The sequence below is a fragment of the Streptomyces varsoviensis genome, assembly GCF_000718635.1.
Taxonomy (GTDB): domain Bacteria; phylum Actinomycetota; class Actinomycetes; order Streptomycetales; family Streptomycetaceae; genus Streptomyces; species Streptomyces varsoviensis.
Genome location: NZ_JOBF01000022.1, coordinates 104,249 through 129,391, shown reverse-complemented (window position 1 = coordinate 129,391; position 25,143 = coordinate 104,249). Strand labels below are relative to the sequence as shown.

23 protein-coding genes, 1 tRNA gene and 2 pseudogenes are annotated in these 25,143 nt (G+C 70.2%); 5 read left to right on the top strand and 21 right to left on the bottom strand.

What is annotated here, in order from left to right:
• Nucleotides 1-93: 93 nt before the first annotated feature.
• The 8 genes from IF55_RS27330 to IF55_RS27300 all read right to left on the bottom strand — a co-directional run bounded on the left by IF55_RS27330 (nucleotide 94) and on the right by IF55_RS27300 (nucleotide 10,738).
• Nucleotides 94-1,206: an LCP family protein gene (locus IF55_RS27330; protein ID WP_030889645.1), complete on the bottom strand. Its 1,113-nt coding sequence runs from the start codon at nucleotides 1,204-1,206 to the stop codon at nucleotides 94-96.
• 318 nt (nucleotides 1,207-1,524) lie between these two features.
• Nucleotides 1,525-3,669 (bottom strand): transcription termination factor Rho, encoded by a 2,145-nt coding sequence (gene rho, locus IF55_RS27325; RefSeq protein ID WP_030889642.1) that lies wholly within the window; start codon nucleotides 3,667-3,669, stop codon nucleotides 1,525-1,527.
• Nucleotides 3,670-4,041: 372 nt separating this feature from the next.
• Nucleotides 4,042-4,959 (bottom strand): homoserine kinase, encoded by a 918-nt coding sequence (gene thrB, locus IF55_RS27320; protein ID WP_030889639.1) that lies wholly within the window; start codon nucleotides 4,957-4,959, stop codon nucleotides 4,042-4,044.
• Between the two features lie 351 nt (nucleotides 4,960-5,310).
• Nucleotides 5,311-6,399: a threonine synthase gene (gene thrC / locus IF55_RS27315; RefSeq protein ID WP_030889637.1), complete on the bottom strand. Its 1,089-nt coding sequence runs from the start codon at nucleotides 6,397-6,399 to the stop codon at nucleotides 5,311-5,313.
• Between the two features lie 8 nt (nucleotides 6,400-6,407).
• Complete coding sequence (locus tag IF55_RS27310; RefSeq protein ID WP_030889634.1) at nucleotides 6,408-7,700, bottom strand: homoserine dehydrogenase; 1,293 nt, start codon at nucleotides 7,698-7,700, stop codon at nucleotides 6,408-6,410.
• A gap of 203 nt (nucleotides 7,701-7,903) precedes the next feature.
• Nucleotides 7,904-9,295 carry a diaminopimelate decarboxylase gene (gene lysA, locus IF55_RS27305; RefSeq protein ID WP_030889631.1) on the bottom strand — a complete coding sequence of 464 codons (1,392 nt, stop codon included), beginning with the start codon at nucleotides 9,293-9,295 and terminating at the stop codon, nucleotides 7,904-7,906.
• Nucleotides 9,296-9,359: 64 nt separating this feature from the next.
• Nucleotides 9,360-10,172, bottom strand: coding sequence for an ArgS-related anticodon-binding protein NrtL (gene nrtL, locus IF55_RS36460; protein ID WP_030889628.1), 813 nt, complete (start codon nucleotides 10,170-10,172; stop codon nucleotides 9,360-9,362).
• Between the two features lie 44 nt (nucleotides 10,173-10,216).
• Nucleotides 10,217-10,738 (bottom strand): response regulator, encoded by a 522-nt coding sequence (locus IF55_RS27300; RefSeq protein WP_030889626.1) that lies wholly within the window; start codon nucleotides 10,736-10,738, stop codon nucleotides 10,217-10,219.
• A 178-nt stretch (nucleotides 10,739-10,916) separates the two neighbouring features.
• On the opposite strand from IF55_RS27300, the gene IF55_RS27295 reads away from it, so the two are divergent.
• Nucleotides 10,917-10,988: transfer RNA gene (locus IF55_RS27295), tRNA-Arg, on the top strand.
• 212 nt (nucleotides 10,989-11,200) lie between these two features.
• Here the strand turns inward: IF55_RS27295 and IF55_RS27290 are convergent.
• The 5 genes and pseudogenes from IF55_RS27290 to IF55_RS27270 all read right to left on the bottom strand — a co-directional run.
• Nucleotides 11,201-11,552, bottom strand: a pseudogene (locus IF55_RS27290) (site-specific integrase); the annotation flags it as partial.
• Nucleotide 11,553: 1 nt separating this feature from the next.
• Nucleotides 11,554-11,982, bottom strand: a complete 429-nt coding sequence (locus tag IF55_RS41255; protein ID WP_425428529.1) for a transposase — start codon at nucleotides 11,980-11,982, stop codon at nucleotides 11,554-11,556.
• A 68-nt stretch (nucleotides 11,983-12,050) separates the two neighbouring features.
• On the bottom strand, nucleotides 12,051-12,824 hold the full coding sequence (locus IF55_RS27280; protein ID WP_281181067.1) for a helix-turn-helix transcriptional regulator: 774 nt from the start codon (nucleotides 12,822-12,824) through the stop codon (nucleotides 12,051-12,053).
• 58 nt (nucleotides 12,825-12,882) lie between these two features.
• Entirely contained in the window at nucleotides 12,883-13,812 is a 930-nt protein-coding gene (locus IF55_RS27275) for an alpha/beta hydrolase (RefSeq protein ID WP_030889619.1), read from the bottom strand.
• A complete protein-coding gene (locus tag IF55_RS27270; RefSeq protein ID WP_048832533.1) occupies nucleotides 13,809-14,273 on the bottom strand; it encodes a YybH family protein in 465 nt (154 codons plus the stop codon). Before IF55_RS27270 ends, IF55_RS27275 begins: the two co-directional genes overlap by 4 nt.
• Before the next feature lie 107 nt (nucleotides 14,274-14,380).
• Here IF55_RS27270 and IF55_RS40835 point away from each other — a divergent pair.
• A pseudogene (locus IF55_RS40835) lies at nucleotides 14,381-14,664 on the top strand (hypothetical protein); the annotation flags it as partial.
• A 204-nt stretch (nucleotides 14,665-14,868) separates the two neighbouring features.
• On the opposite strand, the gene IF55_RS27265 reads toward IF55_RS40835, so the two are convergent.
• From IF55_RS27265 to IF55_RS27245, 5 genes are all read right to left on the bottom strand, one after another.
• Nucleotides 14,869-15,213 (bottom strand): hypothetical protein, encoded by a 345-nt coding sequence (locus tag IF55_RS27265; protein WP_030889614.1) that lies wholly within the window; start codon nucleotides 15,211-15,213, stop codon nucleotides 14,869-14,871.
• Between the two features lie 104 nt (nucleotides 15,214-15,317).
• Nucleotides 15,318-15,731 carry an SgcJ/EcaC family oxidoreductase gene (locus tag IF55_RS27260; RefSeq protein ID WP_245661444.1) on the bottom strand — a complete coding sequence of 138 codons (414 nt, stop codon included), beginning with the start codon at nucleotides 15,729-15,731 and terminating at the stop codon, nucleotides 15,318-15,320.
• Between the two features lie 129 nt (nucleotides 15,732-15,860).
• A complete protein-coding gene (locus IF55_RS27255) occupies nucleotides 15,861-16,340 on the bottom strand; it encodes a MarR family winged helix-turn-helix transcriptional regulator (protein ID WP_063764050.1) in 480 nt (159 codons plus the stop codon).
• Between the two features lie 194 nt (nucleotides 16,341-16,534).
• Nucleotides 16,535-17,140, bottom strand: a complete 606-nt coding sequence (locus IF55_RS27250; protein ID WP_030889607.1) for a response regulator transcription factor — start codon at nucleotides 17,138-17,140, stop codon at nucleotides 16,535-16,537.
• Nucleotides 17,137-18,342 (bottom strand): sensor histidine kinase, encoded by a 1,206-nt coding sequence (locus IF55_RS27245; protein ID WP_245661443.1) that lies wholly within the window; start codon nucleotides 18,340-18,342, stop codon nucleotides 17,137-17,139. Before IF55_RS27245 ends, IF55_RS27250 begins: the two co-directional genes overlap by 4 nt.
• A gap of 187 nt (nucleotides 18,343-18,529) precedes the next feature.
• On the opposite strand from IF55_RS27245, the gene IF55_RS27240 reads away from it, so the two are divergent.
• Together IF55_RS27240 and IF55_RS27235 are read left to right on the top strand one after the other, a co-directional pair.
• Complete coding sequence (locus IF55_RS27240; RefSeq protein ID WP_030889599.1) at nucleotides 18,530-19,006, top strand: hypothetical protein; 477 nt, start codon at nucleotides 18,530-18,532, stop codon at nucleotides 19,004-19,006.
• A 57-nt stretch (nucleotides 19,007-19,063) separates the two neighbouring features.
• Nucleotides 19,064-20,593 carry an alpha/beta hydrolase gene (locus IF55_RS27235; protein WP_030889595.1) on the top strand — a complete coding sequence of 510 codons (1,530 nt, stop codon included), beginning with the start codon at nucleotides 19,064-19,066 and terminating at the stop codon, nucleotides 20,591-20,593.
• 78 nt (nucleotides 20,594-20,671) lie between these two features.
• Here IF55_RS27235 and IF55_RS41250 read toward each other — a convergent pair whose 3' ends face one another.
• Nucleotides 20,672-21,163: a DJ-1/PfpI family protein gene (locus IF55_RS41250; protein ID WP_078645287.1), complete on the bottom strand. Its 492-nt coding sequence runs from the start codon at nucleotides 21,161-21,163 to the stop codon at nucleotides 20,672-20,674.
• 809 nt (nucleotides 21,164-21,972) lie between these two features.
• Here IF55_RS41250 and IF55_RS27225 point away from each other — a divergent pair.
• Nucleotides 21,973-22,677, top strand: a complete 705-nt coding sequence (locus tag IF55_RS27225; protein WP_245661441.1) for an OBAP family protein — start codon at nucleotides 21,973-21,975, stop codon at nucleotides 22,675-22,677.
• A gap of 62 nt (nucleotides 22,678-22,739) precedes the next feature.
• Here IF55_RS27225 and IF55_RS27220 read toward each other — a convergent pair whose 3' ends face one another.
• Entirely contained in the window at nucleotides 22,740-23,306 is a 567-nt protein-coding gene (locus tag IF55_RS27220; RefSeq protein WP_030889587.1) for a type 1 glutamine amidotransferase domain-containing protein, read from the bottom strand.
• A gap of 191 nt (nucleotides 23,307-23,497) precedes the next feature.
• On the bottom strand, nucleotides 23,498-25,003 hold the full coding sequence (locus tag IF55_RS27215) for a carboxylesterase/lipase family protein (protein ID WP_030889585.1): 1,506 nt from the start codon (nucleotides 25,001-25,003) through the stop codon (nucleotides 23,498-23,500).
• Nucleotides 25,004-25,143: the final 140 nt, after the last annotated feature.

The window sequence follows — 25,143 nt, the reverse complement described above, 5'->3', positions numbered from 1 at the left end:
CGCGTACGGTCCGCAGCGGCGCGTACGGGCGCGGACGTGCGCGGACGCGGCGCGCCCGCCCGGGAGCGGCGCCCCGGCCCGTACGCCCGTCCCTCACTTGACCACGTCGTCGGCGCCCGTCTTGTCGCCCGCGGAGCCCTTGACGGCGTCCTCGGGGATCGGCTGGTCGTCGTGGAGCGCCTGCCAGATCCGGCTCGCCTTGGAGTCGAGCGGCACCACCCGGTTCGGGTCGCTGGCGTCGTAGGTGACCGGCAGCGTCACCATCCGCATGTCGCCGGAGCCGATGGACTTGAGGCCGTTGGCGAAGCCCAGCAACTTGTCGACGGAGGCCAGGTCGGAGTCGGTGGTGAGCGCCGAGGTGGCGGTGTCGGCGATCCCGTACAGCTTGCCGGGGCTGGTGAACAGGCCGATCGACTTCATCTGGTCGAGGAGCGCCTTGATGAACGCCTGCTGGAGCTTGATGCGGCCGAGGTCGCTGCCGTCGCCGACGCCGTGCCGGGTCCGTACGAGCCCGAGCGCCTGCTCGCCGTGGAGGGTGTGGGTGCCCGCCGCGAGGTCGAGGTGGCTGTCCTTGTCGTGTATCGGCTTGGTGGTGGTGAGCTTGACGCCGCCCAGCTTGTCGATGAGCTTCTGGAAGCCGGCGAAATCGACTTCGAGGTAGTGGTCCATGCGGATGCCGGTCATGGCCTCGACGGTCTTTACGGCGCAGGCCGGTCCGCCGACCGAGTAGGAGTCATTGAACATGGCGCTCTTGACCGCCGGCGTGGTCTTGCCGTCCGGGGTGGTGCATTCCGGTCGGGAGACGAGGGTGTCGCGGGGTATAGAGACCACGCTGGCCGTCTTATGGCCCTTATACACATGCACGATCATGGCGGTGTCGGAGCGGGCGCTGCCCTCGTCCTTGCCGTATTTGCCATTCGCGCCGGCCCGCGAGTCGGAGCCGAGCACGAGTATGTCCTGCGAGCCGTTGTCGACGTCCTTGGGGCGCTGTGTGCCGAGTGCGGCGTTGATGTCGACGCCGGTCAGATTCCCATTGAACTTGAAGTAGAGAAAGCCGAGACCGCCCCCGCCCAGCAGTACCAGGCCGGCGGCTATCCAGGCGGTGATCAGCAGCGCCTTGCGGCGCGGGCTGCGGGCCCTGCGGCGGCGGCCACGGGCGCGCCGACGGTGTCCGCCGCCTTGCCCGCCCTTGCTCTCCTGTGCCATCCGCTCCTCAATCCTCCGCTGTGCTCGGGTACCCCCTGCCGTATTGGTCAGGCGCGGTTTCTCGGTCGTCTGTGAGACGCCGAAGCCAGCGCCAGGGTTGCACAGCGGTCTTTAAGGACATTCTTAGAACCCGCTTGTCCCGACTCTTCGAGGCATACGCCTGCGCGCCTTCGACCTGCGATTTCAAGCGGAATGCGGGAGACCGTCCGGCATAGCGGTGCCGTTGATTCCTGTGTTGTAGATCTCAAGCCGACAGGCCCCCGCCACGGCTGTGACGGGGGCCTGCTGGATTTACCGCGACCTATGTTCCGATACGGGCTAGTCGTTGCCGTTCGGGGTCGTCTTGGCGATCTGCATCAGGAACTCGGCGTTCGACTTGGTCTGCTTCATCTTGTCCAGCAGCAGCTCGATGGCCTGCTGCGAGTCGAGCGCGTGCAGCACCCGGCGCAGCTTCCAGACGATGGCCAGCTCCTCCGAGTTGAGCAGGATCTCCTCCTTGCGGGTGCTGGACGCGTCCACGTCCACCGCCGGGAAGATGCGCTTGTCGGAGAGCTTCCGGTCGAGCTTGAGCTCCATGTTGCCGGTGCCCTTGAACTCCTCGAAGATCACCTCGTCCATCCGCGAGCCGGTGTCGACCAGCGCGGTGGCCAGGATGGTCAGCGAGCCGCCGTCCTCGATGTTGCGCGCGGCGCCGAAGAACTTCTTCGGCGGGTAGAGCGCGGTCGAGTCGACACCGCCGGAGAGGATGCGTCCGGAGGCGGGCGCGGCGAGGTTGTACGCGCGTCCCAGGCGGGTGATGGAGTCCAGCAGGACGACCACGTCGTGGCCCAGCTCGACGAGGCGCTTGGCGCGCTCGATGGCCAGCTCGGCGACGGTGGTGTGGTCCTCGGCCGGGCGGTCGAAGGTCGAGGAGATGACCTCGCCCTTGACCGACCGCTGCATGTCGGTGACCTCTTCCGGACGCTCGTCGACGAGGACGACCATCAGGTGGCACTCGGGGCTGTTGACCGTGATGGCGTTGGCGATCGCCTGCAGGATCATGGTCTTGCCGGTCTTCGGCGGCGCCACGATCAGCCCGCGCTGGCCCTTGCCGATCGGCGCGACCAGGTCGATGATCCGGGTCGTCAGGACGCCCGGGTCGGTCTCCAGGCGCAGCCGGTCCTGCGGATAGAGCGGGGTGAGCTTGCCGAACTCCGGCCGTCCGCGCCCGGATTCGGCCGCCATGCCGTTGGCCGAGTCGAGCCGGACGAGCGCGTTGAACTTCTCGCGGCGCTCGCCGTCCTTCGGCTGCCGTACGGCGCCGGTGACGTGGTCGCCCTTGCGCAGGCCGTTCTTGCGGACCTGGGCGAGGGAGACGTACACGTCGTTGGGGCCGGGCAGGTAGCCGGAGGTCCGGATGAACGCGTAGTTGTCGAGGATGTCGAGGATGCCCGCGACGGGGATCAGCACATCGTCCTCGCTGACCTGCGGCTCGTTGCCGAAGTCGTCACGGCCGCGGCGGCCGCGCCGGTCACGGTAACGGCCGCGGCGCCCGCGCCGGCCGCCCGTCTCGTCGTCGTAGCCGTCGTCCTGCTGGCCGCCGCGGTTGTCGCGCTGCTGGCGGTTGCCGCCGCCCTGCTGGCCGCCGGCGCCGCCGTCGTCGTGCTTGTTGCCCCGGCCGCTGCGGTCCTGCCGGTCCTGCCGGTCGCGCTGGTTGCCGCGGTCCTGGCGGTCCCGGCGGTCGTTCTTCTGGCCGCGGTCCTGCCGGTCGCCGCCGCCCTTGCCGGACCGGCCCTCGGCCCCGTCCTGAGCGGGCGCCGACGCGGCGGCCTCGGCCTTGGTGTCGGTCTTGATGTCGGTCTTCTCCTCGACCTTGACGTCCGCCTTCGCCTCGGCCTTGGTCTCGGCGGCCTCGGGGCTGCCCGACGGGGCGGTGGCCCGACGGCGGCGGCGCTCACCGGCCGGCTGCTCGTCGCTGTTCGGCTGGCCCGGGATCTCGATCTGCTGCTGGGCGCCCTGATCGGCGGCGGGCGCGCTCTTGGCGCCCCGCTCGGCCTTGTCGGCCCTGTCGGCCTTGTCAGCCCTGTCAGCCTTCTCGGCCTTGGGGGCCTTGCCGGTGTCGGCGGCGGCCTCGCCCTCGCCCGTACGGGCCTTGGAGGTCGTACGGCGCTTCGGCTTGGTCTCGGCGGCGGGGGCCTCGGCGGGCTTCTCGGCGCCCGAGCCCTGGCCCTGCTTCTCCTTGATGACCTCGATCAACTGGCCTTTGCGCATCCGCGCGGTGCCCTTGATGCCGAGGCTGGAGGCGAGCTGCTGGAGCTCCGCCAGGACCATGGCGTCGAGGCCCGTGCCCGAACGGCGCCGCCGGGAGGCACTGGCAGGGGCAGCACCGGTGGCAGGCGCGGCGGGAGCGTCCGTGGCGGGCGCGGAGGCATTGCCGACGGAACCGTCGGCGGTCACGCCCATCAGATCGGTGGTGTCGCTCACGAAGGGGTCCTTCCCTGGAGCGGGCGTCGGCCTGTCTGGCTCGGCGACCGGTTGTGCTGTCCGGCTGCGGTCCTTGGCTTGCGGACCGGGCCGGGGCGGTGGTCCGCCGGTACGGCGGAAAGATCAATTCATGGTTCCGGCGTGAAGGAGATCAGAAGTGATGCATCACCCATGTCGCTCACGCCGATTCCGGAGCGTGCTCGAAACTGCTCAGGCAGGCTGCTCAGGCAGTTGGGGAGGCTCCCGGAAGAAAGGCGGTCCCTGATCGGGACACTGCGCACCGCGCCGGTGTGGCGTCGAGTGCAGACTTGAGGTTAACACTACCGGGTCCAACAAATATTCCCCCTCTCCAAGACCCACAACCGTGTGTCGTCAGGTGCCGAGCGGCAGAACGCTCGCCCCGTGGGCGTCGAGAGCCAGCCGGTTGGCCGCCCACCCCTCGCCCGCCAGCCGTGCGACCTTGTCGGCCGCACCGTCCTCGGTCAGCGCGAGCACCGTCGGGCCCGCGCCGGAGATGACCGCGGGGACGCCGTCCGCGCGCAGTCGGTTGACCAGGGCCACGCTGTCCGGCATCGCCGGGGCGCGGTACTCCTGGTGGAGCCGGTCCTCGGTGGCCGCGAGCAGCAGCTCGGGGCGCCTGGTCAGCGCCTCGACCAGGAGCGCCGCGCGGCCCGCGTTGGCCGCCGCGTCCACGTGCGGGACGGTGCGCGGCAGCAGTCCGCGCGCGGTCTCGGTGAGCACCGCCTTGGCGGGCACGAAGACCACCGGAACGATGGAATCCGACGGACGCATCCGGACCGCGCGGGCGGCCCCGGACTCCGTCCAGGCCAGGGTGAAGCCGCCGAGCAGGCAGGCGGCGACGTTGTCCGGGTGGCCCTCGATCTCGGTGGCCAGCTCCAGCAGCGCCGCGTCGTCCAGCCGCTCGGCTCCGCCTATGGTCACGGCCCTGGCGGCGGTGATTCCGGCGCAGATCGCCGCGGAGGAGGAGCCGAGTCCGCGGCCGTGCGGGATGCGGTTGGCGCAGACCACTTCCAGGCCCCGCGGCTGCCCGCCGAGCACCTCGAAGGCGGTGCGCAGGGACCGTACGAGCAGGTGGCCCTCGTCCCGCGGCAGCGTGTCCGCGCCCTCGCCGGCGATGTCGATGTGCAGCCCGGAGTCGGCCACCCTGACCACGACGTCGTCGTAGAGCCCGAGGGACAGGCCGAGGGCGTCGAAGCCGGGACCGAGATTGGCGCTGGTCGCGGGGACGCGCACTCGGACGGCGGCGGCGCGGAAGGCGGGACCGGCCATCGCTCGATGACTCTCCTTGGTATGACAGTCCGGTGACTGGGGGGTCGGGTGTGGCTGGTGTGGCTCAGTGACGGTGTGGGGCGGAGAAGGTACGAGCGCCCTCAAGGGGCCACGACCACCATGACGCACAGCGGCGGCAGGGGTCTGCGGCGGGGCGGATTGAGTACAGCCTATCGAAGGAAGGTTCTGCGGCGACATAGGGCGCACAGGAGGCGCACGATGCGTGTCGCACGCCGTCCTGTGCTCCATTGCTGACGTTACGGCAGGTTGTGCCCCGTAATCACGGATATCCGGGGCCGGATTCAGCCGTTGTACGCGCCGCCCCGGCCCCGCCCCCGAGCCGGGCGGGTCTCAGGCGAGACCGAGCCGCCGCGCCGCCGCGTCCGCGTCGACGGGGACCGTCACGGGCTGCGGGGCACCGGCCACCGCCCAGTCCGGGTCCTTGAGCCCGTTGCCGGTCACCGTGCAGACGATGCGCTGACCGGGGTCGACCTTGCCCTGCTCGGCGGCGCTGAGCAGCCCGGCGACGCTCGCGGCGGAGGCGGGCTCGACGAACACGCCCTCCTGCGCGGCCAACAGCCGGTAGGCGGCCAGGATCTGTCGGTCGGTCACCGCGTCGATCAGACCGCCCGACTCGTCGCGCGCCTGCTCGGCCAAGTTCCACGAGGCCGGATTGCCGATGCGAATGGCGGTGGCGATCGTGTGCGGGTCCTTGACGACCTCACCGCGCACGATGGGCGCGGAACCGGAAGCCTGGAATCCCCACATCCGGGGCGTGCGCGAGGCCACCGCGTCGGCCGCGTACTCGCGGTATCCGCGCCAGTAGGCGGTGATGTTGCCGGCGTTGCCGACGGGCAGCACATGGATGTCGGGCGCGTCCCCGAGCGCGTCGACGATCTCGAACGCCGCGGTCTTCTGCCCCTCGATACGGGCCGGGTTGACCGAGTTGACCAGCGCCACCGGGTAGTTCTCGGAGAGGCCGCGGGCCAGCGTGAGGCAGTCGTCGAAGTTGCCGTCGACCTGGAGGATGCGCGCGCCGTGCACCAGCGCCTGGCCCATCTTGCCGAGCGCGATCTTGCCCTGCGGCACCAGCACCGCGCAGACCATCCCGGCCCGTACGGCGTAGGCGGCGGCCGACGCGGAGGTGTTGCCGGTGGAGGCGCAGATGACGGCCTTGGCGCCGGCCTCCTTGGCCTCGGTGATGGCCATGGTCATGCCGCGGTCCTTGAAGGACCCGGTGGGGTTCGCGCCCTCGACCTTGAGGTGCACCTCGCAGCCGGTGCGCTCGGAGAGCACCTGGGCGGGTACGAGCGGCGTGCCGCCCTCGCGCAGCGACACCACCGGGGTGCCCTCGTGGACCGGCAGCCGGTCCCGGTACTCCTCGATGATGCCGCGCCACTGGTGGGCGCCCGACACGCGCGGACTGGTGATTGCAGACATTGCTCCCGTTACTCCCCTTCGACCCGCATGATGCTCGCGACACCCCGCACGGTGTCGAGCCTGCGCAGCGCCTCGACCGTCGCCGACAGGGCGGCGTCGGCCGCCCGGTGGGTGACGACGACCAGCGACGCCTCGCCGTCCTTGCCCTGCTGGCGGACCGTGTCGATGGACACGTCGTGCTCGGCGAAGACCGTGGCGACCTGGGCGAGGACGCCCGGCTTGTCGGCCACGTCGAGGCTGATGTGGTAGCGCGTGACCACATCGCCCATCGGGCTCACCGGCAGCCGGGTATAGGCGGAGTCGCCCGGTCCGGTGGTGTTCGCCAGCCTGTTGCGGCAGGCCACGACCAGGTCGCCGAGGACCGCGGACGCGGTCGGCGAGCCGCCGGCGCCGGGCCCGTAGAACATGAGCTGCCCGGCCGCCTCGGCCTCGACGAAGACGGCGTTGTATGCCTCGCGCACGGAGGCCAGCGGGTGGCTCAGCGGAATCATCGCCGGGTGCACCCGGGCGGTGACCGACTTGCCGTCGGCGGCCCGCTCGCAGATGGCGAGGAGCTTGACCGTGCACCCCATGCGCTTCGCGGAGGCGATGTCGGCGGAGGTCACCTCGGTCAGACCCTCGCGGTGCACGTCGTCGAGGCGTACGCGGGTGTGGAAGGCGATGCCGGCCAGGATCGCGGCCTTCGCGGCGGCGTCGAACCCCTCGACGTCGGCGGTCGGGTCGGCCTCCGCGTACCCGAGCGCGGTGGCCTCGTCGAGCGCCTCGGAGTAGCCGGCTCCGCTGGAGTCCATCCGGTCCAGGATGAAGTTGGTCGTGCCGTTGACGATGCCCAGCACCCGGTTGACCTTGTCGCCCGCCAGCGACTCGCGCAGCGGCCGTACCAGCGGGATCGCGCCCGCGACGGCGGCCTCGTAATAGAGGTCGGCGTTCTGTTTCTCGGCGGCGGCGTGCAGCGCGGCGCCGTCCTCGGCGAGCAGCGCCTTGTTGGCGGAGACGACGCTCGCGCCGTGCTCGAAGGCGGTGGTGATCAGCGTCCGGGCCGGCTCGATGCCGCCGATGACCTCGACGACCACGTCGATGTCGCCGCGCTTGACGAGCGCGGTCGCGTCGGTGGTGATCAGCTCGGCGGGCACGCCCTCGCGCACCCGGTCGGGTCGGCGCACCGCGATCCCGGCCAGCTCGATCGGGGCCCCGATGCGCGCCGTGAGGTCGTCCGCGTGCGTCGTCATGATGCGCGCCACCTCTGAGCCGACAACACCACAGCCCAGCAGCGCCACTTTCAGCGGACGCGTACGCATCATCCGACCTCGTCTCTCATACATCTTCGGTGGTACACCAGTCTCACTCACCGGACGGGGGTTTCCGTCCCCCGTCCAGTATCCGAGATTGTTTTTTCCGCGGGCCGACACGGTGCGCGGACCGCCGCCGGAGCGCCCCGCGGACCGCCGGCCGAGGGGCTACGGGCCGCTGACCGGCGGGCCACGAGCCCCTCGTCAGCCGCCGCCTAGCCGACGTCGAGCCGCAGAAGGTCTTCTTCCGTTTCCCGCCGGACGATGACGCGGGCCTGGCCGTCGCGTACGGCCACGACCGGCGGGCGCAGCGCGTGGTTGTAGTTGCTGGCCATGGAGCGGCAGTACGCGCCGGTGGCGGGGACCGCGAGCAGGTCGCCGGGGGCGAGGTCGGCGGGGAGGAACGCGTCGCGCACGACGATGTCGCCGGATTCACAGTGCTTGCCGACGACGCGGGAGAGCATCGGCTCGGCGTCGGAGGAGCGGGAGACCAGCGCGACGGTGTAGTCGGCGTCGTAAAGGGCCGTACGGATGTTGTCGGACATGCCGCCGTCGACGGAGACGTACGTGCGCAGCCCGGCCAGTTCCTTGACCGTGCCGACCTCGTACAGCGTGAAGGCGGTGGGCCCGACGATGGCCCGCCCCGGCTCCACGGAGATCCGCGGCACGGCGAGCCCGGCGGACTCGCACTCGCGGCCGACGATGGCGCCGAGGGCCGCCGCGATCTCATGCGGCTCCCGCGGGTCGTCCTCGGAGGTGTAGGCGATGCCGAGGCCGCCCCCGAGGTCGATCTCGGGCAGTTCGACGCCGTGCTCGTCGCGCACCTCGGCCAGCAACTGCACGACGCGGCGGGCGGACACCTCGAAGCCGGCCATGTCGAAGATCTGCGAGCCGATGTGCGAGTGGATGCCCGTGAGCTCCAGCCCGTCCAGCTTGAGCACCCGGCGCACGGCCTCGGCGGCCTGCCCGCCGGCGAGCGCGATGCCGAACTTCTGGTCCTCGTGCGCGGTCGCGATGAACTCGTGGGTGTGCGCCTCGACGCCGACGGTCACCCGGATCTGTACGCGCTGCCGCTTGCCGAGCCGCTCGGCGATGTGCGCGACGCGCACGATCTCCTGGAACGAGTCGAGCACGATCCGCCCGACGCCGGCCTCGACGGCTCGGGTGATCTCGTCCACGGACTTGTTGTTGCCGTGCAGGGCGATCCGCTCGGCGGGCATGCCGGCCCCGAGGGCGGTGGCGAGTTCGCCGCCGGAGCAGACGTCGAGGTTCAGCCCCTCCTCGGCGAGCCAGCGCACGACGGCGCGGGAGAGGAACGCCTTGCCCGCGTAGAACACGTCGGCGTCCGCGCCGAACGCCTGCCGCCAGGCGCGGCAGCGGGCACGGAAATCGTCCTCGTCGAGGACGTAGGCGGGGCTGCCGAACTCCTCGGCGAGCTGCTTGACGCTGATTCCGCCGACGCTGACGACCCCGTCGGCGCCGCGCGCGACCGTACGGGCCCAGACGCGCGGATCGAGGGCGTTGAGGTCGTCGGCGGGGGCGGTGTAGTGCCCCTCGGGGAGCACGTCGGCGTGACGGGGCCCGGCGGGGTGGGCGGAACGGCTCATGGTTTCGGGAGCTTCCCCTCAGAGAGGTGCGAGGTCACAGGTGTGCAGGTCACAGGTGTGCAGGTCACACATGTGCGGGTGCGGTGATGCCGAGCTGGTGGAGGCCGTCTGCCAGCACGGCCCCGGTGGCTTCGGCGAGGGCCAGCCGGGCGCGGTGGACGGCCGAGGGTTTCTCGTCACCGAGGGGCAGGACCGGGCACTTGTGGTGCCAGTGGAGGAAGGCATCGGCAAGGCGCTCAAGGTAGCGAGCGAGGCGGGGAGGATCGGCGCGTTCGACAACGCGCTCCCGATCACCGAGCAGTCCAAGCAGCTCAGTGCTGCCGTCCAGTTCCCCCTCCCCAGGAGAGAACCCGAGGTCACGGGCGTTACGGAGGAGGGCCTGGGTACGGGAGTGGGCGTACCGCACACGGAAGAGCGGATTGGCGTCCTCCCGCTGTACGAGCAGCAGCTCCCGGTCGAGGCCGGGGGCGGTGACGAGACTCCAGCGGGCGGCGTCGGAACCGAGCCGGCGGACGAGGTCGTCGGGCGGCGAGAGCGGCAGAGCCGGGGACGGCGTGATGCCGCGGAGTTCTTCGACGAGCGCGGCGCGGGCGGCGCCATCGAGGGTGATGTTCAAGAACCCGGGCCCGGCGACATCGACGCGCCGCACTCCGGGCTCTCGGACGAGCCGGCGCCGCAGCACTTCGGCGACGTCGTGGGCGGGGCGGCCGGCGTCCTTGGCGAGCCGCAGAGCGACGTTGGTGGCGAAGTCCCCGCGGCCGGGGCCGGGCGGGGTGCGCACGGTGACCCGCTCGGGCACGGGGGCGACGAGCTCGCCGGCCTCGACGGCACGGCGCACGGCACGGCGCACGGTGCACGAGAGTTCGGCTGGGGTCACAGGACAAGCGTATGGGAGACCGGGGGCACCTCCGCGAACAGGTTTCACCCCGCGGGACGCCCCACCGACTCCGCGTCGGCCCCGCCGGGCGCGGCCGAGTCCGGCAGCCCGGCGTCCTCGCCCTCCTCGTCGCCGCCCCGCCCCATCAGCCGCCGCACCAGCCGCACCATCTCGGCGGGCTCGAACGGCTTGGCCAAAAACGCGTCCACCCCCACCGCCCGACCGCTGTCCACCTCGGGCTGGGTACAGGCGCTGATGATCGCGATGGGCAGCCCACTCGTCCGCGGATCGGCCCGCAGCCGGGCGGCGGTACGCAGCCCGTCGAGCCGGGGCATGACCACATCCAGCGTCACGACATCGGGCCGCACCCGATGAATGATCTCCAGACACTCGGCACCATCGGCCGCGGTCACGACCTCGAACCCTTCGAGTTCGAGGTTGACCCTGATCAGTTGCCGGATCACCTTGTTGTCATCCACGACAAGGACCCGGCCGGTCGCGCCCGGCACAACTAGAGGGTAGGCGCGCACCTCCTGCTGCGTCCGGGTTTTCCCCACTTCCGCCATGTGAGGGAGCACATCCAGGTCGAATCCCTCACGTATGGGAGATCCCCCAAAAATCCCCCACAAACTCCCCCCTCCCCCACGCTCCCCACCGCCCGCCCCGACCCCCGCGAATACCCGTTCCTGGGCACCCTCCCGAAGCTGGTAGTGTTCTACCCGTCGCCAGGCAAACGAGCGACACGCCCCCGTAGCTCAGGGGATAGAGCAACGGCCTCCGGAGCCGTGTGCGCAGGTTCGAATCCTGCCGGGGGCACCGCAGTTCAGGTGCCCGATAGGCCCTCTGATCAGGCACTAGGCCAGATCGGAGGGCCTACTGCTATATGCAGCGAGGTACCACCGAGAGCACCCTTAGGACACGCACTGCGGGACATACGCGGGATCGGACATTTGGCTCGCCAGCCGCCCAAGTCATCACCTAGCGAACGCCCCGAGGTGTTCACCTCGGGGCGTTCGGAGTGATCACCATCACGCGTATTCAAGTAGCAGATCTTCGATGCGCTTGTTGGCTACGACGTGGCGTCCATGGAGACACTTGGCGTATCGGGCCAGCAGCACCTCAACGGTGTTGCCTGCGCGTTCGGCGACCTCCGTGGGGTCGGCTCCGGCGTTGAGCCACGTGGACAGCGCCGAGTGGCACAGATCATACGGGCGGTCCGCCAGGGGGCTCTTGACCAGTTCGGGCGGCAGACCGAATTCCCGGGCTTCGGCCCACACGGCCGTACCGCCAGATCGCTACGAGCGGCGGCGGCAGGGGGGTCGGCCGCACCTCTTCGGGTTCGCGGTTCTTCAGCCCGCGGTCGTCATGAACCTCGCCGGTCTTAGGGCGCTCGATGGTGTTGCGTTGCTTGTAGCGCTCGGGATCGTAGGTGACCGGCCGCCCGCCGGCCGGGCCCTTCTTCTTCCGGTTGGCCTGCTGGTCGGTCCGATTCGTGATGCGCCGGCACGATCGTGGAGTCCACGCTGACCAGATGCAGGCCGACCTGCCCCCGCGCGGCCGCCTCGGCGATCAAGGCGGCCATCAGGCCCTGGAACACTCCGGCCCTGGCCCAGCCGCTGAACCGGGAGTAGACCGTGGACCAGGGCCCGTACCGCTCGGGAACGTCACGCCAGCCACTGCCGGTCCGAAACCGCCACAGCACCCCGTTGAACTGGTCCCGCACCCGCCGCGGCAACGGCCCGGTGGCCGCCACTGGCAGCAGCGGCTCGATCAAGGCCCACTCGGCATCCGTCACGTCAAAACGCGCCACACCCGAGTTCTACCAGCCACCCCAAACACGCCACCGAGCCACACCTGGAACCGAACTCCAAACAGCACCTAGGGCGCCGGAGATGCCGCACCGGTCGTCGGCGTGTACACCACGAGGCCCGTCCCCGGATGGGCGTCGATGCTGAAGGACGCGTACTGCATGGTCGTCTCCGACCCGTCAGGCAGGAGGAAGGTCTTCTTTCCCTCCCCCAGGTGCCCGACCTCGTTGCGCCGCCAGATCTCGTCGAACTCCGGCGAGGTGGTGCGCAGGTCGTGGATCAGTGCCTGTACCCGCGGGGAGCGGTCTTCCCAGCGGACCAGCTCTGAGCGGAACGTCGCGACGGCCAGTTTCGCCTCGGTGGGCCAGTCCCGGATCCGCCTGCGAGAGTCGGGATGCGTGAACAGGATGCGGAGCACGTTGCGTTCCGCGGCGGGCAGGGACGCGTAACCGGTCAGGACACGTGCTGCGGCGGCGTTCCATTCGAGGATGTCCCACGACGGGGACTTCAGATACGCAGGGCACGGTTCCAGCGCGTCGAGCACCACGCGCAGCTTGCGCCTCTCGTCAGGGCTCAGCTCCTGATGGGAGGCGCCGACCTTGCCGTAGGCGAGCAGGAAGGCGTGTTCCCGCTCCTTCGGCTTCAGCCGCAGGGCCTCGCAGATCGCTTCCAGGACTTGGATCGACGGGCGCCCGCCCCGCCCCTGCTCCAATCGCGAATACCACTCCACGCTGATACCGGCGGTGACCGCGACCTCGGATCTGCGCATGCCGGGCGTGCGTCGCCTGGACGACGCCCGTCCGGAATCCTGGGCAATCGTCGATCGCTCACGATGTGCGCGCAGGAACGTGCCCAGTGTGTCTGCGTTCTCGCCCGTCAGAGCTGGTCTCCACAGCAGTTGGTCACGGTTGGCTCCTCATGTGTGCGTGCAACCAGTCGAGGACCGGCTGCGGGCGTCGCTGGAACTCAAGATAACCATCCCACCGACGGTGTGTGTCCTCGACCCACTGCAACTCCTTGTCGTCGGTGTCGAGCATGGCAAACGCGGTCTCGATGTCGTGCGGCTCGGTCAGGGAGTCCTGGCGCACGGCGTACAGATACGTGGGGATGCGGACGTACCGTGCCCAGCTCGTATCGGGGCGAGCCGCGAAGGGAAGGGAGGTTCCCAGCATGACGCGGTGATCCAGCTCGGGAAGGCGCTGCTTCCCGAGGCCGAGGATCTCCAGCAGGCGTCCCATGATGACCAGGTCAGAGACCGGCTGGCAGGCGACGAGGCAGCGCACTTCGTCGAACTCCCCCGGCACTTGCCGCATGGCCGCGAACGTGGCGTTCGCACCGAGGCAGCGGCTGAAGAGGGCCACTCGCATCGACGCCGTGTCCGGACGGGCGCGAAGGTGTCGCAGGGAGCCCACCACATCACGCGCCTCGAACAGTCCGCTGGTCACCGCGCCCCCGTTGGCGGCACCGCTCAGGCCGAAGTTGCGCAAGTCGTACGTGAGCACGTTGTACCCGGCCTCGTGCAGGATGGCGTAGTCGGGCAGGAAGTCGACTTCTGTTCCGTTGCCGCTTGGGCCCCAAATCGACTGCCACGGCTCCAGGTTGGTCGGCTGACCGGCACGGCTGAAACCCATGGGATGGTTCAGGACGACGACGACGTCGCTGTCAGCCGGGATGAACCATCCTTCGAGGGGGACGCCGTCCGAGGACGGGAAGGTGACATTCTCGTAGTCGAGACCGACGTGCGAAGGATCCCTCATCACCGGGGAACGCAGCGGATTGACGAAGGAGCGGGCCACGTCGTCGAGGATCTCTTCAGCGCTCGGCCTGCTCATCGGCCGGCCCCCGCGGGGGTCAGGTCCATCAGCGCCTTTCCGGTGGCAAAGTCGATGGGCCATGAAACGTGGTCGTGGATCATCAGCCACTCTCCCTCGACGCGCCGGAAGCAGTTGGTCGTGCGCACCCACGAATCCATGGGGCGGCCGAACATGGTTCCGGCCATCCGGACAGCGCATCGCGCGATCGCGAGGTCGGCCTGCGCATCGACACGAAGGTCGGCCAGTTCCAGCTCGATCGGGCCGTCGAACGCCTCGTAGAAGTCCACCCAGTTCTTCCGCCACATCTCGCCTCCCTCGAAATGGAAGGGGGGCATCAAGTCGAATGCGGTGAAGCCCTCGGGCGCGTAGAACGCCATGATGGAGTCGACGTCCTTCGATTCGAAAGCCTTCTTCCATTCCTGCATGCGCGTACGAACTTCGTCGTCGGGGGAGGAAGGGGTGCTGCCGTTGGCCTTCATGGGATTCATCTCCTGTATCGCGGCCCGTTGCATCTGCGTCCAGTCTCGACCGGGGCAGGGACCGGAGCCAGCCCGAGATCATGGTGGTATGTGCAGTACCCCCTGGCCGATGCCGCCGGGCCAGGGCGGGTGCCGCCCGTCTCGGCCGGTCCCGGGGCGGACTGAGCAGCAAGATCCACTGCGCGGTCGATGCCGCGGGCCGGCTTTTGTCGTTCGTGCTCACGCCCGGCCAGGCCGCGGACAGGGCCTACTCCTCCAGGGGCGCTGCTTCCAGAAGATCAAGACCTGGCGCGGCCTGGCCACCCGCTACGACAAGGCACCCGAGAGTTACGAGGCCGGACTCCACCTCCGCGGATCGATCATGTGGCTGAAACTCCTCAGACATCCGTAGAAGTCGTCCCGGAAGTGGGAGGTGAAGTCGAATGCCGCGTCCCGGTCATTGTGGTGCAGCAGACTCATTTCCCACGGCCTTCGCTGGTCAAGTGCCTTCGTGGTCGGAGCACAGGATCAGGCGGGGCCGTGTTCGCGTCCCCAGAATCCTCATTCGAGCGATCACGTTCGGGGCATCGTTCGGTCAGCCGGGGAGTCAATGAGATCAAGGGTTCTCTTCGGGCCCGACGTGGCGAAGGACTGTCTCGTGCTCGCCTGCGGCGACGAGCCCGTCGATGACCTTGACCATCGACTGCACACCGGCGTCGCGCACGATGAGGCCGTCCCAGCACCACCAGTAGTCGCCCTCTGGATCGCCAGCCTGCCGCTGACGGTCCATGATCCGGTGCACCTCGTCGAGAGTGAACACGGTTCCGGACCAGCGATCGCCGTCATCACGGATGACCCACATGTCCACATTGCAGACCTTTTCAAGGTCCTCCCCGGCACCGGGCACGAAGCAGATCTCGTATCCGTCACGTCTGACTCGGTAGAAGGGGCCGTCCCACATGGTCACTCCGTCGCGCTCTGTCTCACGCCGTCTTCATCAACAAGCCGGACAGCCGACCAGTACTCCAGCACCAACTGCCGTGCCAGAAACCGTTCCGAACACCGTCAGGAGCGGTAGGCCCGCTTGGAGCGGCGGCTCATCTTCGTGTTCTGGAAGGCCACGCATTCCCAGCGCCCCGTGTGGCGGTGCAGCGTGAACGTCTGAAACTTGTCGAAGTCGATCCTGCCGCCCTTGCCGATGCCGCCGACGGTGGTCACCACCGCCGTGGACTCGTCCGGCATCCGCACGTCGATGGGCCTGACCGCCATGCGCGTGCCCTTCTGCCACCGGGTGAACACCTCATGATGGGTCCGCTCGATGGCGGCGCGCCCGAGCATCACGTCCCCCATGAAGATCACATATGACGCGTCCTCCGCGAACTGCGCCGCGTAGCCGCTCGCGTCCCCCGCGTCCCAGGCATCCCGGATCCGTTCGAGGAACCCCTCGACCGTGTCCTGGTTCGTGGCCGCCATCGCCATCGTCGTCTCCTGTGGTCGGCCGCCTCACGGCAGCGCCTCAATTCGTTCTCATTGAAATTATTCCAACCGAAACGATTTGCGCAAGCCCCCACGGCCGGCCAGTTGGGCAACCGGTCCGGAACGGGGCGATCACCAGGCCCGAACGGGCCGCCCTTCGGGTTCGACGGCGACGTTGGCGTAGACGATGCCGAGCAGCCGGCGCAGCTCGGACCGGTCCTCGGCCGTCAGCCCCGCCGTCAGCCGCTCTTCCGAGGCGCCCGCGAGCCGGGTCAGCTTCTCCAGTTCCCGCCGGCCCTCCTCCCGCAGGCGGACCAGCTTCACCCGAGCGTCGGTCGGCGACTCGCGCCGCTCCACCAGGCCCCTCTCGATCAGCGTCCCGAGCAGCCCCACAAGACGGCTGGCCGGGATGCCCAGCGAGGAGGCGAGCCGCTGCTGCGAGTGCTCCTCGCCGTCGCGCAGCCCGCGCAGGACGGCGAAGTGCCGTGGATGCAGGTGCTCCGCGGCCAGGGCGGACTCGAACGCGAGAGCCGCCGCGTTGCCCGCCGAAGCGATCACGAAGCCGAGCGGCTCGTTCGCCCCGACGCTTCGCGTGGCAGGTCCTTTCCTCATCCGGGAAACGTAGCAGCTGACCATTCCCACCGAAACGGTCCCCCGGCCCGTCCCCGGCCCTCCCCCGCTCCGCCCCGGCCGGTCAGGTGTGGCCGGTGGCGTACGGGGGCGTCCGGCCGGGGCTACGTCACGTCAGCCCGTATCGCACCTTTCGCGCCGCGGTCGATCGCTGCCGCGGATGGCCAACACCGCCGTCACAGCCAGCCGTTGGCCTCCGCGAGCCGGGCCGCCTCGGCGCGGGTACGGGCCTGCGTCTTGCCGATCGCCGCCGACAGGTGGTTGCGCACGGTGCCCTCGGACAGCCGGAGAGCCCTGGCGATGTCGGCCACGGTGCCGCCCTCGGCGGCCGTACGCAGCACGTCCGCCTCGCGCCCGGTCAACGGGCTCGCCCCGCGGGCCAGCGCTTCCGCGGCGAGGGCCGGATCCACGAAGCGCAGGCCGGCGTGGACGCGGCGGATCGCGTCGACCAGCTGTTCCGGCGGGGAATCCTTCACGACGTACCCGGACGCGCCCGCGGCCACCGCCCGCGCGAGGTAGCCGGGCCGGCTGAAGGTCGTACAGATGATGGTGCGGCAGCCGGGCAGCGCCCGCTGGAGATCGGCGGCTACGTCCAGGCCCTCACGGCCGGGCATCTGTACGTCCAGCAACGCGATGTCGGGCGTGGTCCGCCGCGCGGCGGCCGGCACCTCGGTGCCGGTGCCGACCTCGGCGACCACGTCGAAGTCGGGCTCCAGCCGGAGCACGGCCGCGAGGGCGCCGCGTACGAGGGCCTGGTCGTCGGCCAGCAGAATGCGGATCATGTCGGCTCGGCTTCCCGCGCGCAGGTGAGGGGCGTCGCCGGGTCCGGCCCGCGGGCGACGATACGGAAGCCGCCGCCGGGGGCGGGCCCGTGTTCGAGGGTGCCCGACACGGCGGTCAGCCGTTCCGCGAGGCCCGTGAGGCCGTTCCCGGCGCTCGCCCCGCCCGTGAAACCGCCGTTGTCGGTGACCTCGACCCAGTCGGGCCCGGTGCGGACGGTGCACAGTTCCGCGTCGGAGTGCCGCAGCACGTTGGTGGTCGCCTCCCGTACGACGTAGCCGAACACCTCGCGCAGCTCGGGGCGCACGGCATCGGTCGCGGCGGGCAGATCGGCCCGTATGCCGGCGGCGCGCAGCGCCATGTGGGCGCCGGCGAGTTCGCTGTCCAGCGACAGGGTGCGGTAGTCCGAGACGGTGGCCCGGATGTCGGACAGCGCCGTACGGGCCATGTTCTCCAGCTCGGTGACCTGGGCGACGGCGAGGGCCACGTCTCCGGAGGACTCCAGGATGCGACGCGTCAGCCCCAGTTTGACGGTCATCGTGGAGAGGCTGTGGCCGAGGACGTCGTGCATGTCCCGGGCGACCCGCTCCCGTTCCTGGTTCACGGCCAGCCTCTTGACCTGCTCGCGCGCGGCCCGCAGGTGGCCGATCGTGAAGTTGAGGGCGAAGACGGTGCCGAGCGCCGCGGTCACGCCGACGAGGATGCCGACCTGCGCCCAGGCCACCTCGCCCCGGTCGAGTCGCATCCAGACGATCTGCCCCAGCACCGTGACGAGACCGAGCAGCAGCGCGTGGCGCAGCGGCAGCAGCATGAGCCCGATCGCGAGGGCGTAGGTCAGGTCGGTCAGGTAGGACGGCGTCGCGAGCAGCACGGCCGGTGCCGCTCCGAGCAGGAAGGCCACGGCCACGATGGCGACGCGCTCGCGGCGCAGCGCCATCGGCCCGTACCAGGGCGCCAGTACGCAGACGATGCCGTAGCAGGCGACGAGGCCGATCGCGAGTGAGGTGAGCGGGAGCGGTCCCGTGCCGTGCGCGATGTCCTCGGCCCGTGCGATCAGGGTGAGGGAGGCGAGTGCCGCGGCCGTGGCGACGGCCGCGCGGCCCCTGCCCCTCCCCCGGCTGCCGGGACCTTCCGACGGGTCCTTCCAGAAGCTCCAGTCCGGCCACTGGCCGGCGGAGAACTCGTCCGGATCGCGTGCGCCCATGTCGATCATGATAGGGCCGGGGATGCCGCGGGAGGTCCGGGCGGCGGCCCGGTAAGTGGTGCGTGGGTCATGGGGCATACGGGCAAGCATCACCCGCCCGCGGCCGTCGGCCCTGTGCCGTTTGTCGCCCGGTCACGCATGACAAATGGCATGGGTACGAGCGGCGGGCCGATGCTGCGATGAGGCCATGTTGCACGCGAAGAGGGTCCGACTGCCGAGCCGGACGTACGAGTTCACCGAGGACGGGCGAGCGCTGACGACGTTCCCGTTGGACAGGGGCGGCGCCGGCGCGCGGTTCACGCTGCACGGGGTCGACTACCTCGTACGCGCTCACCGCTTCAGCGGTGTCCACGAACTGCTCGACGCCGGCGGGGAGGTGCTCGCGACCACGGACCGGGTGCGCCGAAGCTGGACCATGACGTGCTCCGGGCGCGTCATCTCGTTCCGTCGGACCGCGGCGGCGGACCGGGAGTACGTCATGATCCGCGACGACGGTGAGCCCGCCGGCGCGATCCGCCGCACCGGACACCTCCACGCCGAGGCGACCGCCGACCTGCCGGGCCTGGAACCCGCTCTCCAGATCTTCGCGGTCGTCGTCGTGCTGCTGCGCAGGCGGCGCAAGCGGACGGCGGCGGCCGTGCGGTCGGCCTCCCTCGGGGGCTGACGCCCGAGCGGCGCGTACCGACATCCATCCACTGCTCTCCAGGTGAGGAGAACAACCATGCGTAAGACCTGGTTCGCGGCGCTCGCCGTCGCAGTGGGCGCGACGGGGGTGACGGCGGTGACAGCAGTGACTGCGGCCTCGGGCGTATCGCAGACCGCCACGAGGAGCACACCGCGGCATTCACAGGCGAGTTCGCCGCCCCCGTCGCCGCTGCGGTGGGGCGCCTGCCCCAGCCCGACGGAGGCGGCGCTGCGGTGCGCGAGGCTCGCGGTGCCGCTCGACTACCGTCACCCCGACGGGCGGAAGATCAATATCGAGGTGTCCCGTCTGGCGAGTACGAAGCCGTCCGATACGAAACCGTCCGAGAAGCGCGGCGTGCTCCTCCTCAACCCCGGGGGGCCCGGCCTGCCCGGCCTCCCCGTGCCCGCGCTGATGAAGCTGCCCGAGAAGGTACGCGAGCGCTACGACGTGATCGGTTTCGACCCCCGCGGCGTCGGCCAGAGCACCCCTGTGACCTGCGGCTTCACCCGTGCTCAGGGTGCGGTGGCGAGCAACCCGCCCCATCCCGGCAACGCGGCCGACGTGGCGAGGCAGGCGGCGACCGCGAAGAGGCTCGCCGCGCAGTGCGCCACCTCGAAGACCGCGGACCTGCTGCCGCACATCACCACCGCGAACACCGCACGGGACATGGACCGGATCCGAGCGGCCCTCGGCGTGCCGAAGATCTCGTACTACGGCGAGTCCTACGGGACCTACCTCGGCGCGGTGTACACCACCCTCTTCCCCCACCGCGGCGACCGCATCGTGCTCGACAGCAGCCTGCCGCCCGAGGGCTACGACGTCGAGGCCCTGCGCGGCCAGGGCGCGGGCTTCGAGACCCGCTTCCCCGACTTCGCGAAGTTCGCGGCGGCCGCGCCCCGGCGGTACCACCTGGGCAGCACACCGGCCGCGGTACGCGCGAAGTACTTCCAACTCGCCGCGCGTCTCGACAAGAAGCCGGTCCAGGGGTACAGCGGCACGGACTTCCGCTACGTGACAGCGGGGCTGCTCCGCGCGGACAGCGACCGCTCCAAGCTCGCCGAGACCTGGCACGCCCTGGACACGAACCAGCCGCCCCCGGACTCCGGCGGCGCGGGCGGCGGCGCGTACAGCGACAACTACCCCGCCTCCTACCTCGGGGTGATCTGCGGCGACTCCCGCTGGCCGACGTCTGTCGCGACCTACCAGCACAACGTCGCGGTCGACCGCGTCCGCTACCCGATGTACGGCGCCATCACGGCCGACATCAGGCCGTGCGCCTTCTGGCCGGCACCCGCGGAGCCGAAGGTGCGGATCACCGACCGGGGGCCTTCCGACGTGCTCATGGTCCAGAACCTCCGCGATCCGGCGACCCCGCTGTCCGGGGCGCTTCGCACGCGCCGGGCCCTCGGGGAGCGGGCCCGGATGGTCACCGTCGACCAGGGCGGCCACGTGGCCTACCTGACGGGCTCGAACGCCTGCGGCAACGACGCGGTGACCGACTACCTGGTCACCGGGAAGCGGCCCGCACACGACACGCGCTGCTCGGCGCAGCCGGCCGCCCCGTGACCATCGTGACCATCGTGACCATCGTGACCATCGTGACCATTGAGCGTGGCTGCCCGGACGCAGTTCGCCGCGCGTTGTTCAGACGAGCGCCGGTGGGACAACGGGCAGGTAGGGGGTGATGTTGCGCCGGGCACGCTCGACGTACTCCTCCTTCTCGCCGACGGGGGCGACATAGTGCAGCGCGGCTTCGGCGGCGGTGTCGCCCACGAGGCGGGCGATGATCCAGGCGGCGAGGTAGTGCGAGGCCAGGCATCCGCCGGCGGTGGCGATGTTGTCCTCGGCGTAGAAGGGCTGGTTGAGCACTTCGACGCCGGCGGCGACGACCCACGGTTTGGTGGTCAGGTCGGTGCAGGCGGGGACGGAGTCGAGCAGGCCGAGCCTGGCCAGTACGAGCGCGCCGGAGCACTGCGCCGCGATGAGCCGGCGCGAGGGGTCCAGGCCGCGCAGGATGTTCATGATCGCCGGGTCTTCGACGACCTCGCGGGTGGCGATGCCGCTGCCGACGATGACGGCGTCGGCGGCGCACGCCTCCTCAAGAGTCGACATGCGCTCGATGACCACGCCGTTCATCGACGTCACCTTGGGCGGGATGCTTGAGGCTGGGCGCTGCCAACAAGCTCCATAGGCAACTGTCCAACTGGGTGAGACCGTGACGTACCACGGGCGGCCACTGCAGACACTGACGGACCATCGCAGCAGGTGAACGACCGCCAACCCCAGGGTAGAGCGCCGTTTGGGGCACAGCAGGCTGGCTCACAGCGCATCTTCGCCCACTCAGGGAACGCAACCAGCGCCTGTACGAATAGGCCGGACGATTCAGAGAGCCGGTGTCCGGGCTCCGGTTCAAGACATGCTGCAACACTCAGGACCAACTAGGCGTTGCAGCCAGTCGGCGAAGCCGACCTCATCAATGAGCGCACGAGCCGGAGGCGGCTTCCCACTTCGCACTATCTGCGATACAGAAGAGCACCCCACGCCTCCAATGATCAAGGAACCTGCTGGTCAGGTCCGACTTGCAAGCTGATCTCTGAACGTGCTCCGAAGCCGTGTGCGCAGGTTCGAATCCTGCCGGGGGCACCGTAGTGCAGGTGCCCGATAGGCCCTCTGATCAGGCAATGCGCCAGGTCGGAGGGTCTATTGCCATGTGCGGCGGGATGCCGCTGGGTGCATCTGCCGGCGAATGGCTCGGTGGCGGGAGAGTGGCACGGGTGTCGTTTCGGTCGCGGGGCGGAACGGCGCGGGATGGTTCGTTACGGGGTTCGGGGGCGGGGCACTCGGCGCGTATGGGATTCACATATGGCGCACACGGCATGCGGGGCTCGCGTGGTTTCGGTCGGGGGGCGGGCGCGGGGCCCGTTGGGATCGGGGTCGCGGCGGGCTTGGCGGCCGCGGCGGGGGCTCTGCTGGGCCGCAAGGCGGTTACGGTCAGCAAGGTCGGCAAGGGGCATCCGCTCAAGCACCGCGCGCTGGACCTGGCGGCCGGCACCGTACAGCGGAAATACCCGCTCGACGCGATGAGCACCTACCTCAACGGTTTCCATATGTACGCCGACGACATGGGCCGGCAGGTCGAAGCCACCCACTTCTGTATCCATCTCCAGCACGACCTGCACCAGTGCGTGATCTTCGACCGCAACGCGCCGGACGCCCGTCTGATCGGCATCGAGTACATCATCAGCGAGGAGCGCTTCCGCGGCCTGCCCGCGGACGAGAAGCGGCTGTGGCACAGCCACCACTACGAGGTGAAATCCGGCAGCCTCGTCGCCCCCGGCATCCCCGACCTGGCCGAACACGCCTACTTCGAGGACCTCGTCACGACCTACGGCAAGACGTTCCACACCTGGCAGTACGACCGCGACGACTTCCCCTACGGCATTCCGCAACTGATGATGGGCTTCACCCAGGACGGCCAGGCCGAGGACGAGATGATCCGCGCCCGCGACGACCGGCTCGGCATCTCGACGTCCCGCAAGCGGCGGAACCGGGCGGACATCCCCACGCCGGAAGTGGCCCCGGGCGCCAACGCGTGGGAGAGCGGGCGCACGGTGCAGACGCGTGTCGAGGAGATGGACCTGAAACACTGACAACACCGACAACGCTGGCAACATCGACGAACGCCGACAAGCGCTGCCCCTCCCTCGTTCCCTCAGGAGCCGACCAGGGCCTGGTGGATCGCTTCCAGGAAGGCGTCAAGGTCTTTCGGCGTCCGGGAGGTCACCAGGGTGTAGCCGCCCTCGGCATCGCTCACCACCGCCTCGTTCACCCAGGACTTGGCCCCCGCGTTGCGGATGTCGGTCCGCAGGGACGGGTACGACGTGAGCGTCTTGCCCCGTAGCACGTCCGCTTCCACCAGCGCCCAAGGGCCGTGGCAGATGGCCGCGATGGGGCGGCCGGAAGCCGCGAACTCCCGTACCAGGCCAATGGCCTTGTCGTTCAGCCGGAGGCTGTCGGCGTTGAGCGTGCCGCCGGGGAGGAGCAGCAATTGGTGGCCCGTGGCGTCCAGCGTCTCGAAGACGGCAGTGGGCTGTACGGTCTCGCCGGGCTCCTTGTCGCTCACCAGGGTCTGGATGGGGTCCATCGAGGCGGCGGCCACCGTGACTTCAGCGCCGTCCTCGCCCAACCGGTTGAGCGGGACCAGCAGTTCGTCCTGCTCGACACCGTAATTGGTGACGAGGGCCAGGACGCGGTGACCGTTGAGGGGCCTGTCAGCCATGATGCGTGCGCCTTTCTGCGGGTGGTACGCCTGGGCTCGCCCGGACGGGCGCGTTCCACGCCACGCCGGCCGTGCGCAACCCCCTCCAGTGCACCCCAGGCGGCTGACCGGCGCGAGCAGGGAGGGCCGACTGGCGGACCCGCTCACGCCTACGCCCTCGGCCGCCCCGTGGTCTTCGCCGTCGACGCCTTCTACGCCGTAGACACGAGGTCGAAAGGGGTCGGGGCATGCCCCTCCCAGATCTGACGGGAGGCCGCTTCCGGGTACGGACCGGTCGTCGACTCGATGTCCAGGACGCGGGTCAGGTCGCGTACGGGCCGGTGAGCGGGCCATCCCGGGTCGCAGGTCGTGGCGAACCGGACCCACGCCTGCCGCAGCTCCCGCGATGCCGCCGTGACCTCCGGCGTCGGCCGGTCGCCGAAGAGCTGTCGGCCGGCGGGGCTGTCCAGCGTGCCGAACGCCAGCGGGACGTCGAGGCTGTGGCAGGCGCCCAGGATTCCGCCGGAGGCGGTGGCGGCCAGGCTCATTTCGAAGAGATAGGAGGTGCCGCCGGCTGCTTGGTTGGCCTGGGCCAGGTGGAGTGAGGGCATCCGGAAGAGGGCGTCGGAGTAGACCACTTCGAGCAGTTCTTCGGGGGTGGCCCGAGGGTAGGCGGCGCGGTACGCGGCGGCGCCGTCCGGCGTCGGGGCGAACAGGTCCAGGGCCGTACGGGCGTCGTCCTCGGTGTAGCTGCCGCGTCGCCCCATCATGACGCTGAACAGCCGGAATTCGTCGCGGGTGTGGCCGGCGAGCAGGTCGATTCCGGCGGTACGGCCGCCGGCCAGCGCCTCCCACGGCGTTTCCGTGAGCAGCGCACCGTCGAGGACCGGGCACACGGCGACGCCGACCCGCGCGAGCCTGCCCCACCTCTCCCGGTGGCGGGGGTGGCCGGAAAGGCCCGCGCCGAGGGCGGTGAGCTCACCGGCGAGGCGCGAGGGGTCGACGCCGGACAGGGCTTCGGCGTCGGGAGCGACGCCGACCCGGTCGGCGAGTTCGGCGGCGACTTCCTGGGCCAGTGCGCGGGTGCACAGCGTGCCCGGCACGGAGTGCGCGATGGCCCTGCGGAACAGCCCGCGCGCCCGTTCCACCGTAAACAAGGCCGCGATCGACCCAGCGCCGGCGGACTGGCCGGCCACCGTGACCTGGTCGGGGTCTCCGCCGAAGGCGGCGATGTTGCGCCGTACCCATTCCAGGGCCGCGATCTGGTCGAGGAGCCCGCGGTTGGCCGGGGCGCCGTCCACGAGGGCGAAACCCTCGGCCGCCACCCGGTAGTTGATGCTCACCACGACCAGGCCCGCGCCGGTGAGGGCCGCCGGGTCGTACATCGGGTCGCTGGAGGCTCCCGCGATGTACGCGCCGCCGTGGATCCACACCAGTACGGGCAGCCCGGCCGCCCCCAGGGCGGGGGTGCTGACATTGAGCGTGAGCCAGTCGTCCCCGCGTGAATCCTCGGCCGTGGGCCCTGCCTGCGGAACCACCGGGCCGTACTCGACCGCCTGCCTCGTCCCGGCCCACCCCTCCACCGGCGCGGGCGCCATGAAGCGCAGCGGCCCGACCGGCGGCCGGGCGTACGGTATCCCGCGGAACACCGCGTGCTCTCCCCGCCGGCGCCCTTCGAGCAGCCCCTCCGCGATCCGCGCCCTCGGCCTTCCGGACATCCCACACCCTTCCCCCTGGTACGGGTGCACGGAGGCGCCTCCTCCGTGCCTCGTATCCGACACACAGGTCAACACAGGTCACACCCGCCCGACAGCGGTACGCCAGTCTCTCCCAGCCACTCCAGGCTCGCCACTACGTT

Excerpts from the sequence above, each read along its gene's own strand:
- IF55_RS27220 (WP_030889587.1), bottom strand. The coding sequence starts at position 23,306 with ATGGCTGACAGGCCCCTCAACGGTCACCGCGTCCTGGCCCTCGTCACC.
- IF55_RS27255 (WP_063764050.1), bottom strand. The coding sequence starts at position 16,340 with ATGAGGAAAGGACCTGCCACGCGAAGCGTCGGGGCGAACGAGCCGCTC.
- IF55_RS27250 (WP_030889607.1), bottom strand. The coding sequence starts at position 17,140 with ATGATCCGCATTCTGCTGGCCGACGACCAGGCCCTCGTACGCGGCGCC.
- IF55_RS27300 (WP_030889626.1), bottom strand. The coding sequence starts at position 10,738 with ATGGCGGAAGTGGGGAAAACCCGGACGCAGCAGGAGGTGCGCGCCTAC.
- IF55_RS27260 (WP_245661444.1), bottom strand. The coding sequence starts at position 15,731 with ATGGCGATGGCGGCCACGAACCAGGACACGGTCGAGGGGTTCCTCGAA.
- IF55_RS27215 (WP_030889585.1), bottom strand. The coding sequence starts at position 25,003 with ATGTCCGGAAGGCCGAGGGCGCGGATCGCGGAGGGGCTGCTCGAAGGG.
- IF55_RS27240 (WP_030889599.1), top strand. The coding sequence starts at position 18,530 with ATGTTGCACGCGAAGAGGGTCCGACTGCCGAGCCGGACGTACGAGTTC.
- thrB (WP_030889639.1), bottom strand. The coding sequence starts at position 4,959 with ATGGCCGGTCCCGCCTTCCGCGCCGCCGCCGTCCGAGTGCGCGTCCCC.
- thrC (WP_030889637.1), bottom strand. The coding sequence starts at position 6,399 with ATGTCTGCAATCACCAGTCCGCGCGTGTCGGGCGCCCACCAGTGGCGC.
- IF55_RS27310 (WP_030889634.1), bottom strand. The coding sequence starts at position 7,700 with ATGATGCGTACGCGTCCGCTGAAAGTGGCGCTGCTGGGCTGTGGTGTT.
- IF55_RS27275 (WP_030889619.1), bottom strand. The coding sequence starts at position 13,812 with ATGAGCAGGCCGAGCGCTGAAGAGATCCTCGACGACGTGGCCCGCTCC.
- IF55_RS27330 (WP_030889645.1), bottom strand. The coding sequence starts at position 1,206 with ATGGCACAGGAGAGCAAGGGCGGGCAAGGCGGCGGACACCGTCGGCGC.
- IF55_RS27245 (WP_245661443.1), bottom strand. The coding sequence starts at position 18,342 with ATGGGCGCACGCGATCCGGACGAGTTCTCCGCCGGCCAGTGGCCGGAC.
- IF55_RS27265 (WP_030889614.1), bottom strand. The coding sequence starts at position 15,213 with ATGTGGGACGGCCCCTTCTACCGAGTCAGACGTGACGGATACGAGATC.
- IF55_RS27270 (WP_048832533.1), bottom strand. The coding sequence starts at position 14,273 with ATGAAGGCCAACGGCAGCACCCCTTCCTCCCCCGACGACGAAGTTCGT.
- lysA (WP_030889631.1), bottom strand. The coding sequence starts at position 9,295 with ATGAGCCGTTCCGCCCACCCCGCCGGGCCCCGTCACGCCGACGTGCTC.
- IF55_RS27235 (WP_030889595.1), top strand. The coding sequence starts at position 19,064 with ATGCGTAAGACCTGGTTCGCGGCGCTCGCCGTCGCAGTGGGCGCGACG.
- IF55_RS41250 (WP_078645287.1), bottom strand. The coding sequence starts at position 21,163 with ATGAACGGCGTGGTCATCGAGCGCATGTCGACTCTTGAGGAGGCGTGC.